This window comes from Kitasatospora sp. NPDC057936 (assembly GCF_042887525.1).
Lineage (GTDB): Bacteria > Actinomycetota > Actinomycetes > Streptomycetales > Streptomycetaceae > Kitasatospora.
Window position 1 is genome coordinate 99465 of the sequence record NZ_JBHVPD010000003.1, and the last position, 16235, is coordinate 115699.

Sequence of the window (16235 nt, forward strand, 5' to 3'; positions counted from 1 at the left end):
GCGGGAGTCCGGCCCTTCAGTGTCTACGGGCTGATCAGGCGTCGCCGCCGGCGGCGCCCGGGTCGGCCGCGGTCACGTCGAGCAGCTGGTAGCGGTCGACCGCCTCCTTCAGGGCGCTGCGGTCGATCTTGCCCTGCTTGGCGAGCTCGGTGAGCACCCCCAGGACGACCGACTGCGCGTCGATGTGGAAGAAGCGGCGGGCGGCGCCACGGGTGTCGGCGAAGCCGAAGCCGTCGGCACCCAGCGACTGCCACTGACCCGGCACCCAGCGCGAGATCTGGTCCGGCACCGCGCGCATCCAGTCGGACACGGCGACGAACGGACCCTCGGAGCCCTGGAGCTTCTGGGTGACGTACGGGACGCGCTGCTGCTCCTCGGGGTGCAGCAGGTTGAACTCCTCGGCCTCCACCGCGTCGCGGCGCAGTTCGTTCCAGGAGGTCGCGGACCAGACGTCGGCCTTGACGTTCCACTCCTCGGCGAGGATGCGCTGGGCCTCCAGGGCCCACGGCACCGCCACGCCGGAGGCGAGGATCTGGGCCGGGATCTGGCCGGCGGTGGCCGGCGCGTACTTGTGCAGACCCTTGAGGATGCCCTCGACGTCCACGTTCTCGGGCTCGGCCGGCATCTTGATCGGCTCGTTGTAGACGGTCATGTAGTAGAACACGTCCTCGCCGTGCGGGTGCTCGGCACTGGTGCCGTACATCCGGCGCAGACCGTCCTGGACGATGTGCGCGATCTCGAAGCCGTACGCCGGGTCGTACGCGACGACGCCGGGGTTGGTCGAGGCCAGCAGGTGCGAGTGGCCGTCGGCGTGCTGCAGGCCCTCGCCGGTCAGCGTGGTGCGGCCGGCGGTGGCGCCGATCACGAAGCCGCGGGCCAGCTGGTCGGCCATCTGCCAGAACTGGTCGCCGGTGCGCTGGAACCCGAACATCGAGTAGAAGACGTAGACCGGGATCAGCGGCTCGCCGTGGGTGGCGTAGGACGAGCCGGCGGCGATCAGGGAGGCGGTGCAGCCGGCCTCGGAGATGCCGTCGTGCAGCATCTGGCCGGTCGGCGACTCCTTGTAGGCGAGGAGCAGGTCGCGGTCGACCGACTCGTAGGTCTGGCCGAGCGGGTTGTAGATCTTCGCCGACGGGAAGAGCGAGTCCATGCCGAAGGTGCGGTACTCGTCGGGCGCGATCGGCACGAAGCGGTTGCCGATGCCCTTGTCCCGCATGAGGTCCTTGAGCACCCGGACGAACGCCATGGTGGTGGCGATGGTCTGGTTGCCGGACCCCTTCTTGACCGCCTTGTAGGCGTCGTCACCGGGCAGTTCCAGCTTGCGCGGGCGCACCTTGCGGGTCGGCACGTAGCCGCCCAGCTCGCTGCGGCGGTCGTGCATGTACTGGATCTCCTCCGAGTCGCGGCCCGGGTGGTAGTAGGGCGGGTAGCCCTCGTCGAGCTGCTTGTCGGTGATCGGCAGGTGCAGCCGGTCGCGGAAGCGCTTCAGGTCCTCGACCGTCAGCTTCTTCATCTGGTGGGTGGCGTTGCGGCCCTCGAAGTTGGGGCCCAGCGTCCAGCCCTTGACCGTCTGGGCCAGGATGACCGTCGGCTGGCCCTGGTGCTCGCGGGCCGCCTTGAACGCCGCGTAGATCTTCTTGTGGTCGTGGCCGCCGCGACCCAGGTGCTGGATCTGCTGGTCGGTCATGCTCTCGACCATCTTGCGCAGGCGCAGGTCGGAGCCGAAGAAGTGCTCGCGGATGTACTGGCCGGTCTCGGTGGCGTAGGTCTGGAACTGGCCGTCCACCGTGGTGTTCAGCTTGTTGACCAGGACGCCGTCGCGGTCCTGCGCGAGCAGCGGGTCCCAGCTGCGGTCCCAGACCAGCTTGATCACGTTCCAGCCGGCGCCCCGGAACTGGGACTCCAGCTCCTGGATGATCTTGCCGTTGCCGCGGACCGGGCCGTCCAGGCGCTGCAGGTTGCAGTTGACCACGAAGGTCAGGTTGTCCAGGCCCTCGCGCGCGGCCAGGGACAGCTGGCCCAGCGACTCGGGCTCGTCCATCTCGCCGTCGCCGAGGAAGGCGTACACCTGCGAGTCGGAGGTGTCCTTGATGCCGCGGTGCTCCAGGTAGCGGTTCATCCGGGCCTGGTAGATCGCACCGAGGGGGCCGAGGCCCATCGAGACGGTCGGGAACTCCCAGAAGTCCGGCATCAGCCGCGGGTGCGGGTAGCTGGACAGGCCGTACGGGGCCTTCGACTTCTCCTGGCGGAACGCGTCGAGCTGCTGCTCGGTGAGTCGGTCCAGGAGGAAGGCGCGGGCGTAGATGCCGGGGGAGGCGTGGCCCTGGAAGAAGATCTGGTCGCCGGACTCGCCCTCGGCGTCCTTGCCACGGAAGAAGTAGTTGAAGCCGACGTCGTAGAGCGACGCGGAGGAGGCGAAGGTGGCGATGTGGCCGCCCACGCCGATGCCGGGACGCTGGGCACGGGAGACCATGACGGCCGCGTTCCAGCGGGTCGCGTTCAGGATCTTGCGCTCGATCTCCTCGTTGCCGGGGAAGAACGGCTCGTCCTTGGTCGCGATGGTGTTGACGTAGTCCGTGCTGCGCATCTCGGGCACGGCGACACGCTTCTCGCGGGCGCGCTCGATCAGGCGGAGCATCAGGTAACGGGCACGCTCGCGCCCCCGCTCGTCGATGGCCGCGTCAAGCGACTCCAGCCATTCCGCGGTCTCCTCGGGATCGAAGTCCGGGACCTGACTCGGAAGGCCGCCAATGATGATCGGGTTGCGATCGGATCCGGAAGCCACGCTGTTCCTTCACTGTCGGTCGAAACTGAGGTGTGTCGCGCCGCCTCCATCGTGCTACCGCGCTCGGAGATCCGTCATCTCTACCGATCGGTAACCGTTCCGCCTGGTGGGCGGGACGGTCTGGCGGTGAGCGGAACAGGCGTCTTCGCCTGCGTCGCGCACCCCCGGGTGTTACGAAAAGAGGTGGTCCGACCTGGTTTCCCGTCCGCCCGATGGCGGGCGGCCGGGGTGAGGGCCAACAGGAGACTCTACGCCCGCGCACGCGCGGACCCGAATGCCGTTCGCATCTCGGGCATGCGTACGGCCTGTGGGCCGGGACCACCCGAAGCATCCTTGTCCCATGCAGAGAAGGGCAAATCGGTGTGATTCCCGCCACCTCGACCGGCGTGTCCCGGTGCGACACGTCAACCTTTGGAGGGGATCGGGGGTCGGGTACTTGCGCGAACCGCCGCGCCCGTGTGGACTACGGCCACAGCCTCGGCATGGATGCCGAGCCGAATACTGGAGGTTATTCCCGTGAGCGCGACCGCGGACCCCGCGGACAAGTCCAACCCGGCGGCCCGTCTCAACTTCGAGGAGGGCCAGATCGTTCAGGAGCTGGGGTACGACGAAGACACTGACCAGGATCTCCGCGAGGGCATCGAGGAGATCACCGGGACGGATCTCGTCGACGAGGACTACGACGACGTCGCCGACGCCGTCCTGCTGTGGCACCGCGACGACGACGGGGACCTCACCGACGCCCTCGTCGACGCCCTGGAGTACCTGGCCGAGGGCGGCCTCATCTGGCTGCTGACGCCCAAGACCGGCCGCGACGGCCACATCGAGGCCTCGGACATCGCCGACGCGGCCAAGACCGCCGGCCTGTCGCAGACCAGCTCCATCGCCGTCGCCAAGGACTGGGCGGCCACCCGCCTGGCGACCAAGGCCGCCCCGAAGGCGGGCGGCAAGCGCTGACCGCGCACCGAGCCCCGGGCCGCTGAAGAGCCCCGGCCGGGCCCCGTCGGAACTCCTCCGGCGGGGCCCGGCCGTTTTCCGTTCCGGTGTTCCGGTGCTCCGGTGCCGCTCGGTGTTCCGGTGTCGCTCGGCGTACCGGCTGCCAGGCGTCCCGGTGCCGCCCGGCCTCCGGAGTTCCGCCGCTGCGGCCGGACGCCGCGCCGGGGGAGGCGTTCGCCCAGGGCGAACGCCGTCGGCCGTCCGGCGGCCCGCCCTCACCCGTCCGGCCGAACGCACCCGAACGGATGCGAGGATGTTGGCTCGCCGCGCCCGCCGGGCGGCGCCCGCCCGTCAGAAAGGTCCCACCATGGCCGTCGAGGTCGGCACCGGGGCTCCGGACTTCGAGCTCAGGACCCAGCACGGCGAGCTGATCGGGCTCTCGGACTTCCGGGGCGCCAAGGCCGTCGTCCTGGTCTTCTACCCGTTCGCCTTCACCGGGGTCTGCACCGGCGAGCTCGGCGCGATCCAGAAGGAACTGCCGCGGCTGCAGAACGACGCCGTCCAGGTGCTCGGGATCTCCGTCGACTCGCAGTTCTCCCAGCGCGTCTTCGCCGACCGGGAGGGCCTGGACTTCCCGCTGCTCGCCGACTTCTGGCCGCACGGCGAGGTCGCCCGCGCGTACGGCGTGTTCGACGAGGAGAAGGGCTGCGCCCTGCGCGGCACGTTCGTGATCGACAGCACCGGAACGGTCCGGTGGAGCGTCGTGAACGGCCTCCCGGACGCCCGGGACGAGCAGGAGTACCTGCGCGTCCTCGCCTCGCTCTGACGGGCGCGGCCCGGGCCTTCCACGGGTGCGTCGTGGGCCGGCGGGGGAACTTCGAACTACGCTCGGTCCGTTGATCGGGTGGGGCGCGGAGGCCGCCAGGCCGGCTCGTGCCCCGCACCGCACCACCGGGGGCGCGCCGCGCGTGCCTCCCGATTCTTGGAGGACACGTGGGAGTCAGCCTCAGCAAGGGCGGCAACGTCTCGCTCACCAAGGAGGCCCCCGGCCTCACGGCCGTCGTCGTCGGCCTGGGCTGGGACGTCCGGACCACCACCGGCACGGACTTCGACCTGGACGCCAGCGCCCTGCTCTGCAACGACCTCGGCAAGGTGTCCGGCGACGGCAACTTCGTCTTCTTCAACAACCTGCGCAGCCCGGACGGCTCGGTCGAGCACACCGGCGACAACCGCACGGGCGAGGGCGAGGGCGACGACGAGGCGATCAAGGTCAACCTGAGCACCGTCCCGGCCGACGTCCAGAAGATCGTCTTCCCGGTCTCGATCTACGACGCCGAGACCCGCTCGCAGAGCTTCGGCCAGGTGCGCAACGCGTTCATCCGGGTCGTCAACCAGGCCGACAACAAGGAACTCGCCCGCTACGACCTCTCCGAGGACGCCTCGACCGAGACCGCGATGGTCTTCGGCGAGCTGTACCGGGCCGGCGGCGAGTGGAAGTTCCGCGCCATCGGCCAGGGTTACGCCTCCGGCCTGCGCGGCATCGCCCAGGACTTCGGCGTCAACGTCTGATCCGCCGTTCGTCCGACGGGGCGTGCGGCGCCCCGACACCGCGTCACCCGGCCGGGGCGGCCGCGGACCCGAGGGTCCTCGGCCGCCCCGGCTTCGTGCTGTCCGCGGGCGCTGCGAGGATGTGAGTTCAGGAAGTTCAGGCGGCTCAAGGGGGCCGGCCGGGGCCTCGGGCGACTAAACCTGGAACGTCGCGCCGAACAACGCGCCCCGGGAGAAGGCAAGGGAGGAAGAACAGCCATGGTCGTCACACTCGCCAAGGGCGGGAACGTCTCGCTCAGCAAGGCCGCGCCCAATCTGACGCAGGTGCAGATCGGACTCGGCTGGTCCGCCCGCTCCACCACCGGCGCACCGTTCGACCTCGACGCGAGCGCGCTGATCTGCGGTGGGGGCCGGGTGCTGGGGGACGAGTACTTCGTCTTCTACAACAACCTCAGGAGCCCGGAGGGCTCCGTCGAACACCAGGGTGACAACCTCACCGGTGGCGACGACTCCGGCGACGACGAGGTGGTCCTCGTCAACCTGGAACTGGTCCCGGCCCAGGCCGACAAGGTCGTCTTCGCGGTCTCGATCTACGAGGCCGAGGCGCGGCTGCAGAACTTCGGCCAGGTGCGCAACGCGTTCATCCGGGTCGTCGACTCCGTGGACGGCCGGGAGATCGCCCGCTACGACCTCTCCGAGGACGCGTCCAGCGAGACCGCGATGATCTTCGGCGAGCTGTACCGGTACGCGGGCGAGTGGAAGTTCCGCGCGGTGGGCCAGGGTTACGCCTCCGGCCTGCGCGGCATCGCCCTCGACTTCGGCGTCAACGTCCAGTAGGGGGTCGGTGGCAGCGGAGGACGGACCAAGCGCATCCATTCCATGATCACGAAACCGTCATGACGACGGAGGGCAGTGCGGAGGTGACCTGACCGGGCGGCGCCCGGTCGGGGCGTCTCGGGACGAGGCCGCACCTGGGCACGCCCGAAACATCCCGAAAGGTAACCAAGTCCCGTGTTCCTCCGCACTTTCGGCTGGTCGTTCGCGATCACCGCCGTCGGCCTGGCCGCGGCCGGTCTCTTCTGGGGGGCCAAGGGGTTCGGCATCGTGCTGATCCTCTCGATCCTGGAGATCTCCCTGTCGTTCGACAACGCGGTGGTCAACGCCACCGTGTTGAAGCGGATGAACCCGTACTGGCAGAAGATCTTCCTGACCGTCGGCGTCCTGATCGCCGTCTTCGGCATGCGCCTGGTCTTCCCGCTGCTGGTCGTCGGCCTCACCGCGAAGCTCAACCCCGCGACGGTCGTCGACCTCGCGCTGCACTCCGACAAGACGCACGACGGCCTCACCTACGGCCAGTACCTGGCGGCGGCCAACCCGGCCATCGCGGCCTTCGGCGGCGTCTTCCTGCTCATGATCTTCCTGGACTTCGTGTTCGAGGAGAAGGAGCACAACTGGCTGTCCTGGATCGAGCGCCCGCTGGAGAAGGTCGGCAAGCTGGACGCCCTGTCCTCGGTCGTCGCGCTGGTCGCGCTCGTGCTCTCGGCCCGCTTCTTCGCGGCCGAGCACGCCGAGACCGTCCTGCTCGCCGGCGTCCTCGGCCTCATCACCTACCTCGTGGTCGGCGGACTCTCGTCGATCTTCGAGTCGGGCCTGGAGGCCGAGGCCGAGCGCGAGGAGGAGGACGAGAAGGCGGGCAAGTCGCTGATCCAGGTGGGCGGCAAGGCCGCGTTCTTCCTCTTCCTCTACCTGGAGGTCCTGGACGCCTCGTTCTCCTTCGACGGCGTGGTCGGCGCGTTCGCCATCTCCAACGACATCTTCATGATCACGCTGGGCCTCGGCATCGGCGCGATGTACATCCGCTCGCTGACCGTCTTCCTGGTCCGCAAGGGCACCCTGGACGACTACGTCTACCTGGAGCACGGCGCGCACTACGCGATCGGCGCGCTGGCCGGCATCCTGCTGGTCGGCATCAGGTTCCACATCCCGGAGATCGTCACCGGCCTGATCGGTGTCGCCTTCATCGGGCTCGCGCTCGGCTCGTCGATCCTGCGCAACCGGCGCGAGGGCGACGGTGCGGGCGAGGAGAACGAGCTGGTGGGCGCGGACAAGTAGCCCGTCCGCTCCGCCCGTTGTACGCGAAAACGGCCGCCTCCCGGGAATCCGGGGGCGGCCGTTTCGCGTGTCGTGCGCGGGTGCTTAGCCCAGCTCGGCTCAGCCCAGCTGCTGCTCGATGGCGCGCAGCTTGCGCTCCAGGGAGTCCAGCTTCGGCATCGACAGCGTGTCGTCGTCGGCCGTGAGGTCGATCGCCGAGCTGCGGCGGGCGGAGCCCGACGCGTCGAGGGCGGACGACGAGGAGGACGAGGACGAGTACGCGGAGGAGGACGACGAGGACGAGTAGGACGAGGACGACGACGAGTAGGTCGTCGGCGACGAGTAGGAGGACGAGCCGACGGCGGCACGCGGGGTGCGGCCGGAGTCCAGGGCGCTGCGCGAGGAGGGCTCGAACAGGGAGCCCGTGGAGGCGGGGGAGGCGGTGTCCGACCCGGCGGCTAGGGCAGGCTCCGTAGCGGTCGGGCCGTCGCCGGCCGCCGTGAGCGCGGGCAGGTTGCGGCCGCCGCGGGTCCGCGACAGCACGCCGCCCTGGCGCCGGGAGAGCGCCTTCAGCTCGGCCCGCTCGCGGCGGTCGGCGGTGCGGGCGCGCACCTTGGCGTCCTGCTTCGCCTGGCGCTCCTCGCGCACCTCCTCGACCGCCTCGTCCAGGCTGCGGACGTTCTCCAGCAGCATCAGGGACCACGCCGCGTACGTCTCGCGCGGGGCGCGCAGCCAGCGCACGATCCGGATCTGCGGCAGCGGGCGCGGCACCAGGCCCTGCTCGCGCAGCGCGGCCTTGCGGGTCTGCTTCAGCGCCCGGTCGAACAGGATGGCCGCCGAGATCGACATGCCGGAGAAGAACTGCGGGGCGCCGGCGTGACCGAGGCCGCGCGGCGCGTGCACCCAGTTGAACCAGGCCGAGGCGATCGCGAAGACCCAGACCAGCAGGCGCGAGCCGAGCGCCGCGTCACCGTGGCTGGCCTCGCGGACGGCGAGCACCGAGCAGAACATCGCGGCGCCGTCCAGGCCGAACGGGACGAGGTACTCCCAGCCGTTCGACAGGCCCAGGTTCTCCTTGCCGAAGCCCACCAGGCCGTGGAAGGACAGCGCGGCCGCGACGCCGGCGCAGCAGAACAGCAGCGTGTAGGAGGAGATCCCGTAGATCATCTCCTTGCGGCGGCGCCGCTCCTCGCTGCGCTCCCACGAGTCGCCGGACTCGTCCTTCTTCGCGTTCTTGAATCGCAGCGTCGCCATGAGGATGGCGACGAACAGCAGGGCTGCGCCGCCGACGACGGTCCAGACCAGCTGTATGGAGGTCAGGTTCATTGCGGGTCGGGCCTCGGGTTTCCGCAGGGGACAGTTTCACGGGCGAGCGGGGCTGAGCGGTACGGGCGGTCAGGTCCGGTCTTACGGACCGGGCCTGACGGGCCGTCCGTCTCGTTCGTCGCCGCACGGTGTGCCCACCGCGCCCGCGCAGGGGCGGACGGGACACCTGTGCGGCTAGACGATATCGCGTCCGAAGGGGCGGCATGTTACGGGAGGGCGGCTTCCTCCCGCCAATCGGCCCTTCCGCGGACTTCGGTGAACGCGGGGCGGCCGGATCGGGTAGGGGAGGAGGAGGTCGGGGTATCCGACGGCCGGGCCGATGCCCGATCATGGAGCGGCGCACCGTCAGATCGCCTGGCGGGAGCAGGGGGAGGACTGGATGGTCTCGATCTGGGAGTACCTGCGCGGCGACCGGAGCTACACCTTCGACAACCCGGGCGGCCAGCACAAGGTCACCCTCACCAAGTCGGCCCCGCAGCACGCGATCACCGGCGCCGCGGCCACCACCGGCTACCTCTACGTCAACCTGCACTGGACCATGCGCTCCAGCGCCGGCCGCCCCAGCGGGCGGGAGACGCTCAAGCGCTTCTTCAGCCCGCGCATCTTCAGCCCGGTGGAGCCGGCGTCCCAGGTGAACGAACAGGTCAACGTCGACCTCGACCTGGCGTGCATGTACGAACTCACCGACGGCACCCGGGGCGTGGTGCAGCCGCTCGGCAACTTCTTCGGCGACCTGCGGGACCCGCCGTACATCAAGCTCAGCGGCGACGACCAGTACGGGGCGCCGTCGGGCGAGACGATGTACGTGAACCTGGAGAAGAAGGACAAGTTCAAGCGGCTGCTCATCTTCGTCTACATCTACGACGGGACCCCGGCCTTCGAGCAGTCCCACGCGGTGGTGACGATCGTGCCGCAGACCGGGCCGCGGATCGAGATCAAGCTGGAGGAGCGGACCCGGGCGGCGCGGTCCTGCGCGGTGGTGCTGATCGAGAACGCGGGGGACAACCAGCTGACGGTGCGCCGCGAGGTGCGGTACGTCAACGGGTTCCAGGCGGACATCGACCGGCTGTACGGGTTCGGGATGCAGTGGCAGCGCGGGTACAAGAACCAGGGCGACTGAGCGGGGGCGGCCGTGACGGCCGTGACGGCCCCGCCGGGCATTCTGCGGGCTCGGCGGGGCTTCGTTGTGCGGGCTTCGCTGGGTGGGGGTTCGCTCGGCGGGGCTTTGCTGTGCGGGCTTCGCTGTGCGGGTTTCGCTCGGCGGGGTTTCGCTCAGCGGGGCTGGAACTGCGGGCCCTGCGGGGGCAGCGCGAACTCCTCGGCCGGGGGCTGGTTCTGGGTCGTCGGCGCGGCCGGCGGCTGGGGTTGCCGGGGCGGCTGGGCCTGGGGCGGGTAGCCGTAGCCGCCGGGGTGCTGCTGGTGCGGGACCGGTGCCTGCGGCGGGTAGCCGTACCCGGTGCCGGGCTGGGGCGGCGGGTAGCCGTAGCCCTGGGCGGGCTGCTGCTGGGAGGCGTGTCCGGGCGGCGGCGGGTAGCCGTATCCCGTGCCGGGCTGCGGGGGCGGCGGGTAGCCGTAACCGGTGCCGGGCTGCGGGGCGGGGTGCGTGGGTGGCATCGGCGGGGGTGTGTTCGGCGCCGGCGAGCCGGGCGGCGGGGTCATCGTGGGCGGGTTCGCCGGCGGCGGCGGGGGCGCGGCGGGGCCGGCCGTCGGTGCCGTGGCGGGTGGGGGCGGGGTGGCCGCGGCGGCGGATGCCGGGACGGCCGGGGCCAGCGTGAAGGTGCCGGGCTCGGGCCGGGCGGCCGCCGGGCCGGACGTCGGCAGCGGGGTGCTGCGCGGGTCGACGGCGTGGCCGGCGGCGGGCGGCGGGCCGGCCGGTGCGGCGGCGGCCTGCTGGACCGCCTGCTCGGCCTCGTCGTCGACGGTGATGCCGAAGTCGGTCGCCAGCCCGATCAGCCCGGCGCTGTAGCCCTGGCCGACCGCCCGGAACTTCCAGGTGCCCGAGCGCCGGTACAGCTCGCCCACGACCAGCGCGGTGACGGTGTCGGCGTCGGTGATCGCGAACTCGGCGATCGGGGGCCCGCTCTCGCCGGTCGAGGCGTCGAAGAGCAGCACGCGCAGCCCGGTCACCGTGCCGAAGGCGCCGCCCTCGGAGGAGCCCGCCAGCACCACCCGGTCGACGTCGGCGGTCAGCTTGGCGAGTTCGACCTCGACGGTGTCGGTGATCTCGGTGCCGTCCGGGGTCCGCTGCTTGGGCAGGTGGCGCACCAGGCCGGAGGGGTGCCGCGGCTGGTTGTAGAAGACGAAGTCGGCATCCGAACGGACCCTGCCGTCGGTGCCGAGCAGCAGCGCGGACGCGTCCACGTCCGGCGCACCGGGCGTGGCGCTCCAGCGCAGCACGGCGCGGACCGCCGCCGCCGGCAGTGCGATGTTGGCGCCCTTGGCCATCACGTGCGTCATAGCCGACCATCCTGCCTGTTCGCCACCCCTTCGGACAACGTGACCGAAGCAGCCGGGATCGCGCCGGATTTTGCCAAGCCTTGCGTTTGGCCGCCCGCTCCCTGGTGCGATCTGGGCCGGGTCAAGTGGACGATAGCCTTCCGGTGGCCGTGCGGAGCAGGGTGCGGGACCGGTCGTCTTCGGCCGGAAGTCGCCCCCCGGCGCGCGGTGCGTCCGACGGCCGGGCGCACCGGGCGCCCCGGACGGGACGGTACCGGCGGTGCACACGGACGGGTGATCGGGAACCACCGCGACGGGCGGACCGGTTAACTCTCGTGTCGTCCCGCGCCGCCGCGCGCCGCTTCGCACCCCGGAAACGTGCCGGCGGGCGTCGAAACCCCTGAGGAGAGCACCTTGCGCCATTTCGGCCACCTCGCCGACGACGTACGCGGCCGGCTCTTCCTCGAACCGCCCCGGCCGTTCTCCGCCGACGGCGACCCGGCGCTGCTCGCCACCGCCCTCGGCGGGACCCTCTACAGCCCCGCGACGCGGCCCGCCCTGGCCGCCGACATCCGCAAACAGGCTGCTCGGGGGGTGGTCTCGATGGTCCTCTGCCTGGAGGACGCCATCGCCGACCACGAGGTGGACGCGGGGGAACGCAACCTCGTCGAGCAGTTGGGTGACCTGGTCAGGGATTTCACCGACTGCGCACAGTCCCATCCCCTCCTCTTCATCAGAGTTCGCACCCCCTCCCAGATCGTCGATCTCACCCGGCGGCTCGGCGCCGCCGTCGGACTGCTCAGCGGCTTCGTCCTGCCCAAGTTCACCGAGCACGCCGGCGGTGCGTACCTGGCCGCGCTCGCCGAGGCCGAGCACGCCTGCGGGCGGCGGCTGTTCGCGATGCCCGTCCTGGAGTCGCCCGAGCTGGCCCACCTGGAGACCCGGCGCACCCAGCTGTTCGGCATCGCCCGCCTCCTCGCCGAGCACCGCGACCGCGTGCTCGCCGTCCGTCTCGGCGTCACCGACCTCTGCTCCGCGTACGGCCTGCGGCGCTCGCCCGACCTCACCGCGTACGACGTCGCGCTGGTGGCCGGGGTGATCGGCGACGTCGTCAACGTCCTCGGGCGGGCGGACGGCACCGGGCACACGATCACGGGCCCGGTCTGGGAGTACTTCCCGCACCAGGAGCGGATGTTCCGCCCGCAGTTGCGGCGCACCCCGTTCACGTCGTTCACGTCCGGCCCGCGCCAGGGGTCCGGCGCGGGCGAGGGGGTCCGGCGGCGGATCATCGAGCACGACCTGGACGGGCTGATCCGGGAGATCCAACTCGACCGCGCCAACGGACTGTTGGGCAAGACCTGCATCCACCCCAGCCACGTGCCCGCGGTGCACGCGCTCTCCGTCGTCACGCACGAGGAGTACTGCGACGCCCAGGACGTCCTCCGGCAGGAGCGCGGCGGCGGCGGGGTGCTGCGTTCGGCGTACACCAACAAGATGAACGAGGCCCGGCCGCACCGGACCTGGGCGGAGCGGGTGCTGCTGCGCGCCGAGGTGTTCGGCGTGGCGCGGGAGGACGTGGGCTTCGCGGAGTTGCTGGTGAGCACCTTGGACGGGTGAGCGCCTCGTGGACTCGCGAAGAACATGCCGTCGTACCAGTCGTACCAGTGGAAGCGGGACCGCAGTGACAGCACAGCGAACGTGGACCGGCCGTTGGGTCGCCGAGCGGGCCGGGGTCGGCCTGGTCGGCTCCGACCACCTCCCCGACCTCGTCGGCCTCGCCCTCCGCGAGAACCGCAAACGCGCCCACCTGCTGGTCTCCACCGTGCTCGGCAAGCACGTGCCGCAGCGCCCCTCCGTCGTCCACGGCGCCGGACTCGACCTCGGCCTGCGGGTCCGCGCGCTGCTCGGCGCCGAGGCTGCCGCACGCGCCGTCGTCCTCGGGTACGCGGAGACCGCGACGGCGCTCGGCCACAGCGTCGCCGACGGGCTCGACGCGCCCTGCCTCCACTCCACCCGGCGCCCCGTGCCCGGCGTGCGACCGCTCGGCGGCTTCGCGGAGGAGCACTCGCACGCGACCGCGCACCTGCTGCTCCCGGCCGACCCCCGATTCCTCGCCGGTGACGGTCCCCTGGTGCTCGTCGACGACGAGCTCTCGACCGGCACGACCGTCCTCAACACCATCCGCGAACTGCACGCGCGCCATCCGCGCTCCCACTACGTCCTCGTCGCGCTGGTCGACCTGCGCACCGAGGCGGACCGCCGCCGGCTCGCCGACTTCGCCGCCGAACTCGGCGTCCGCCTGGACCTGGTGGCCACCGCCAGCGGCGCCGTCCGGCTGCCCGGGGACATACTCGACCGCGCCGAACGCCTGATAGCCGACGTCGGTCCGGCGCCTGAACTCCCGCCCGCCGCCGCGCCCGCCCCGCTCGTCCGCGTCCCCCTCGACTGGCCGACCGCCCTCCCGGACGGCGGGCGGCACGGCTTCACCCCCGCGGACCGCGCCCGCCTCGACGCCGCCCTGCCCCGCCTGGCCGGGCGGCTGGCCGACGCCCTCGGTGGTGGTCTCGGGGGCAGTCTCGGTGGTGGTCTCGGGGACGGTGACGGTGACGGTGGTGGTGGCGGTCTCGTCGGCGAACTCCCTGACCGGATCCTGGTGTTGGGCTTCGAGGAGCTGATGTACGCGCCGCTGCGGCTGGCCGGTGCCCTCGCCGACCGGCTGGGAGGGGATCGCGTGCGGTACTCGACCACGACCCGCTCGCCCGTCCTCGCCGTCGACGACCCCGGCTACGCCATCCGCACCCGCCTCGCCTTCCCCGCCCACGACGACCCGCAGGACGACGCCCCGCGCGAGCGCTACGCCTACAACGTCGCCCCGGGCGCCGACCCCGACCGCCGCTTCGACGCCGTCGTGCTGGTCGTCGACGACGTCGCCGACACGGCCGCGCTGGCCGAGGGCGAGCGCGCGCTGCTCACGCAGCTGCGGCAGGTCGCCGACCGGGTGGTGCTCGCGGTGCTGCCGTCGTATCGACCGGAGGCTCCCGTGCATCCGTCACTCCCGTTCCCGGAGCCGTCGGCCTTCCCGGAGCCGCTGGCCTTCCCGGAGCCGCTGGCGTTCCCGCAGCCGTTGGCCTTCCCGCAGCCGTTGAGGGGGCCGGGGTTCTCCTCCTACCGCCCCGACGAAGTCGCCTGGCTGCTCAAGGACCTCTCCGGCGTCCCGCTCGAAGCCCCCACCGAGGAGCGCGAGGAGGCCGTCCAGCACGGCGGTGCTCACTACGCAGAGTCGCTCCCGGTCGAGTACCGGCCGAGCCCCGAGTACCAGGAGCTGTACCACCAGGCGCTGCGCGCCTCCGCCCGCCGCATGGCCGTCGCCGTCGGTACCGTCGCCGAGACGCTGCTGCGCGAGCGCGGCCGGGGTCTGGTGCTCGCGTCGCTGGCGCGGGCCGGGACGCCCGTCGGCATCCTGGTGCGCCGCTGGCTCGCCTTCGCGCACGGGTTCGACGCGCCGCACTACGCCGTCTCGATCGTCCGCGGCCGCGGCCTCGACCCCGTCGCGCTGCGCTACCTCGCGGCCCACCACCACGCCTCCGGCGTCGTGTTCGTCGACGGCTGGACGGGCAAGGGCGCGATCACCCGCGAACTCGCCGCCGCCCTGGCCGGCACCTCCTTCGACCCCGGCCTCGCCGTGCTCGCCGACCCCGGCCGCTGCGTGCGCACCTACGGCACCCGGGACGACTTCCTGATCCCCTCCGCCTGCCTCAACTCCACGGTGTCCGGGCTGGTTTCGCGCACCGTCCTGCGCGGCGACCTGATCGGCCCGGACGACTTCCACGGCGCCAAGCACTACACCGAGCTGGCCGACGGGGACGTCTCCGCCGCCTTCCTCGACACCGTGGCCGGCCACTTCGCGGCCGTCCGGGACGAGGTCGCGCTCGCCGCCGGCCGGCTCGCCACCGACCCCGACCGCACGCCCGACTGGGCCGGCTGGGCCGCCGTCGAGCGGATCGCCGCGGAGTACGGCATCGGCAGCGTGAACCTCGTCAAGCCCGGCGTCGGCGAGACCACCCGGGTGCTGCTGCGCCGCGTCCCCTGGCGGGTGCTCGCCCGGCGCGGCGCCGGCGCCGACCTCGACCACGTGCGGCTGCTCGCCGCGCAGCGCGGGGTACCGGTGGAGGAGGTCGACGACTTGCCGTACACGTGCGTCGGCCTCATCCACCCGCGCTACAGTCGGGGAGCAACCGGGGCTTCCGGTACGGCCGTTGTGGGGGAGGCCTGATGCACGCCCGACTCTCCTCGCTGGTCGTCAGCGACCTCGACCGCACCCTCGTCTACTCGAACCAGGCCCTCGCCCTGACCGCCCCCGACCGGCACGCCCCGCGGCTGCTGTCGGTCGAGGTGTACGAGGGCAGGGCGCACTCATTCGTCACCGAACGGGCCGCGGCGCTGCTCGCCGAACTCGCCCGGGAGGCCTGGTTCGTCCCGGCGACCACCCGGACCGTCGAGCAGTACGAACGGGTCAACCTGCCGGGCCCGCAGCAGGGTTGGACCCCCGGGTACGCGATCTGCGCCAACGGCGGGCAACTGCTCGTCGACGGCGTGCCGGACGGCGACTGGCGGGCGGAGATCACCGGCCGGGTCGCCGCCGCCTCGGCGCCGCTCGCCGAGGTCGTCGACCGCCTGGCGCTGGGGGCCGACCAGGAGTGGGTCCACCGGCGGCGCGTCGCCGACGGGTCGTTCGTCTACTGCGTCGTCGAGCGGGCGCGGATGCCGGCGGGCTGGCTCGACGACCTGGCCGGCTGGTGCGCCGAACGCGGCTGGACCGTCTCGCTCCAGGGACGCAAGGTGTACGCCGTCCCGGCGGGGCTGACGAAGAGCGCCGCCCTGGCCGAGGTGGTCCGGCGCACCGGCGCCGGCACCGTCCTCGCCGCCGGGGACTCCCTGCTCGACGCCGACCTGCTGCTCGCCGCCGACGCCGCCTGGCGCCCCGGGCACGGCGAACTCGCCGACCGCGGCTGGACGGCCCCCGGCGTCACCGCCCTGGCGGAGACGGGGGTGGCGGCGGGGGAGGAGATCGTCCGTCGGTTCCTGGCGGGGGTGCGGGGAGCTCTTTAGGGGG

The 16235-nt window shown here is 72.0% G+C and carries 12 protein-coding genes; 9 read left to right on the forward strand and 3 right to left on the reverse strand.

The annotated features are described in order from the left end of the window. Positions 1–34 precede the first annotated feature (34 nt). A complete protein-coding gene (gene aceE / locus ACFVU9_RS02685; RefSeq protein ID WP_380439312.1) occupies positions 35–2785 on the reverse strand; it encodes a pyruvate dehydrogenase (acetyl-transferring), homodimeric type in 2751 nt (916 codons plus the stop codon). A gap of 516 nt (positions 2786–3301) precedes the next feature. Between aceE and ACFVU9_RS02690 the strand changes: the two genes are divergently transcribed. The 5 genes from ACFVU9_RS02690 (at position 3302) to ACFVU9_RS02710 (ending at position 7381) form a co-directional block, all read left to right on the forward strand. Continuing rightward, positions 3302–3742 (forward strand): DUF3052 domain-containing protein, encoded by a 441-nt coding sequence (locus tag ACFVU9_RS02690; protein ID WP_380439314.1) that lies wholly within the window; start codon positions 3302–3304, stop codon positions 3740–3742. Positions 3743–4088: 346 nt separating this feature from the next. Continuing rightward, positions 4089–4547 carry a peroxiredoxin gene (locus ACFVU9_RS02695; RefSeq protein ID WP_380493446.1) on the forward strand — a complete coding sequence of 153 codons (459 nt, stop codon included), beginning with the start codon at positions 4089–4091 and terminating at the stop codon, positions 4545–4547. Positions 4548–4714: 167 nt separating this feature from the next. Beyond that, positions 4715–5290, forward strand: a complete 576-nt coding sequence (locus ACFVU9_RS02700) for a TerD family protein (protein ID WP_380439318.1) — start codon at positions 4715–4717, stop codon at positions 5288–5290. Positions 5291–5527: 237 nt separating this feature from the next. Further along, positions 5528–6106 carry a TerD family protein gene (locus ACFVU9_RS02705; RefSeq protein WP_380493449.1) on the forward strand — a complete coding sequence of 193 codons (579 nt, stop codon included), beginning with the start codon at positions 5528–5530 and terminating at the stop codon, positions 6104–6106. Positions 6107–6280: 174 nt separating this feature from the next. Then, complete coding sequence (locus ACFVU9_RS02710) at positions 6281–7381, forward strand: DUF475 domain-containing protein (RefSeq protein WP_380439323.1); 1101 nt, start codon at positions 6281–6283, stop codon at positions 7379–7381. Positions 7382–7480: 99 nt separating this feature from the next. Here the strand turns inward: ACFVU9_RS02710 and ACFVU9_RS02715 are convergent, their stop codons facing one another. Beyond that, positions 7481–8686 carry a DUF2637 domain-containing protein gene (locus ACFVU9_RS02715; protein WP_380500224.1) on the reverse strand — a complete coding sequence of 402 codons (1206 nt, stop codon included), beginning with the start codon at positions 8684–8686 and terminating at the stop codon, positions 7481–7483. 379 nt (positions 8687–9065) lie between these two features. On the opposite strand from ACFVU9_RS02715, the gene ACFVU9_RS02720 reads away from it, so the two are divergent. Further along, complete coding sequence (locus tag ACFVU9_RS02720; RefSeq protein WP_380439442.1) at positions 9066–9806, forward strand: Tellurium resistance; 741 nt, start codon at positions 9066–9068, stop codon at positions 9804–9806. Positions 9807–9958: 152 nt separating this feature from the next. Here the strand turns inward: ACFVU9_RS02720 and ACFVU9_RS02725 are convergent, their stop codons facing one another. Then, positions 9959–11143 carry a TerD family protein gene (locus ACFVU9_RS02725; protein ID WP_387589153.1) on the reverse strand — a complete coding sequence of 395 codons (1185 nt, stop codon included), beginning with the start codon at positions 11141–11143 and terminating at the stop codon, positions 9959–9961. Positions 11144–11536: 393 nt separating this feature from the next. On the opposite strand from ACFVU9_RS02725, the gene ACFVU9_RS02730 reads away from it, so the two are divergent. From ACFVU9_RS02730 to ACFVU9_RS02740, 3 genes are all read left to right on the forward strand, one after another. After that, positions 11537–12739, forward strand: coding sequence for an HpcH/HpaI aldolase/citrate lyase family protein (locus ACFVU9_RS02730; RefSeq protein ID WP_387589155.1), 1203 nt, complete (start codon positions 11537–11539; stop codon positions 12737–12739). Between the two features lie 64 nt (positions 12740–12803). Next, positions 12804–15395: a phosphoribosyltransferase gene (locus ACFVU9_RS02735; RefSeq protein WP_387589158.1), complete on the forward strand. Its 2592-nt coding sequence runs from the start codon at positions 12804–12806 to the stop codon at positions 15393–15395. Then, positions 15395–16231 (forward strand): HAD family hydrolase, encoded by an 837-nt coding sequence (locus tag ACFVU9_RS02740; protein ID WP_387589161.1) that lies wholly within the window; start codon positions 15395–15397, stop codon positions 16229–16231. The genes ACFVU9_RS02735 and ACFVU9_RS02740 overlap by 1 nt, the downstream gene beginning before the upstream one ends. The last annotated feature ends 4 nt before the right edge of the window (positions 16232–16235 follow it).

Bases quoted from the DNA above. Each gene is read 5' to 3' on its own strand.
- ACFVU9_RS02715 (WP_380500224.1), bottom strand. From the start codon at position 8,686: ATGAACCTGACCTCCATACAGCTGGTCTGGACCGTCGTCGGCGGCGCA.
- ACFVU9_RS02720 (WP_380439442.1), top strand. From the start codon at position 9,066: ATGGTCTCGATCTGGGAGTACCTGCGCGGCGACCGGAGCTACACCTTC.
- ACFVU9_RS02740 (WP_387589161.1), top strand. From the start codon at position 15,395: ATGCACGCCCGACTCTCCTCGCTGGTCGTCAGCGACCTCGACCGCACC.
- ACFVU9_RS02705 (WP_380493449.1), top strand. From the start codon at position 5,528: ATGGTCGTCACACTCGCCAAGGGCGGGAACGTCTCGCTCAGCAAGGCC.
- ACFVU9_RS02725 (WP_387589153.1), bottom strand. From the start codon at position 11,143: ATGACGCACGTGATGGCCAAGGGCGCCAACATCGCACTGCCGGCGGCG.
- ACFVU9_RS02695 (WP_380493446.1), top strand. From the start codon at position 4,089: ATGGCCGTCGAGGTCGGCACCGGGGCTCCGGACTTCGAGCTCAGGACC.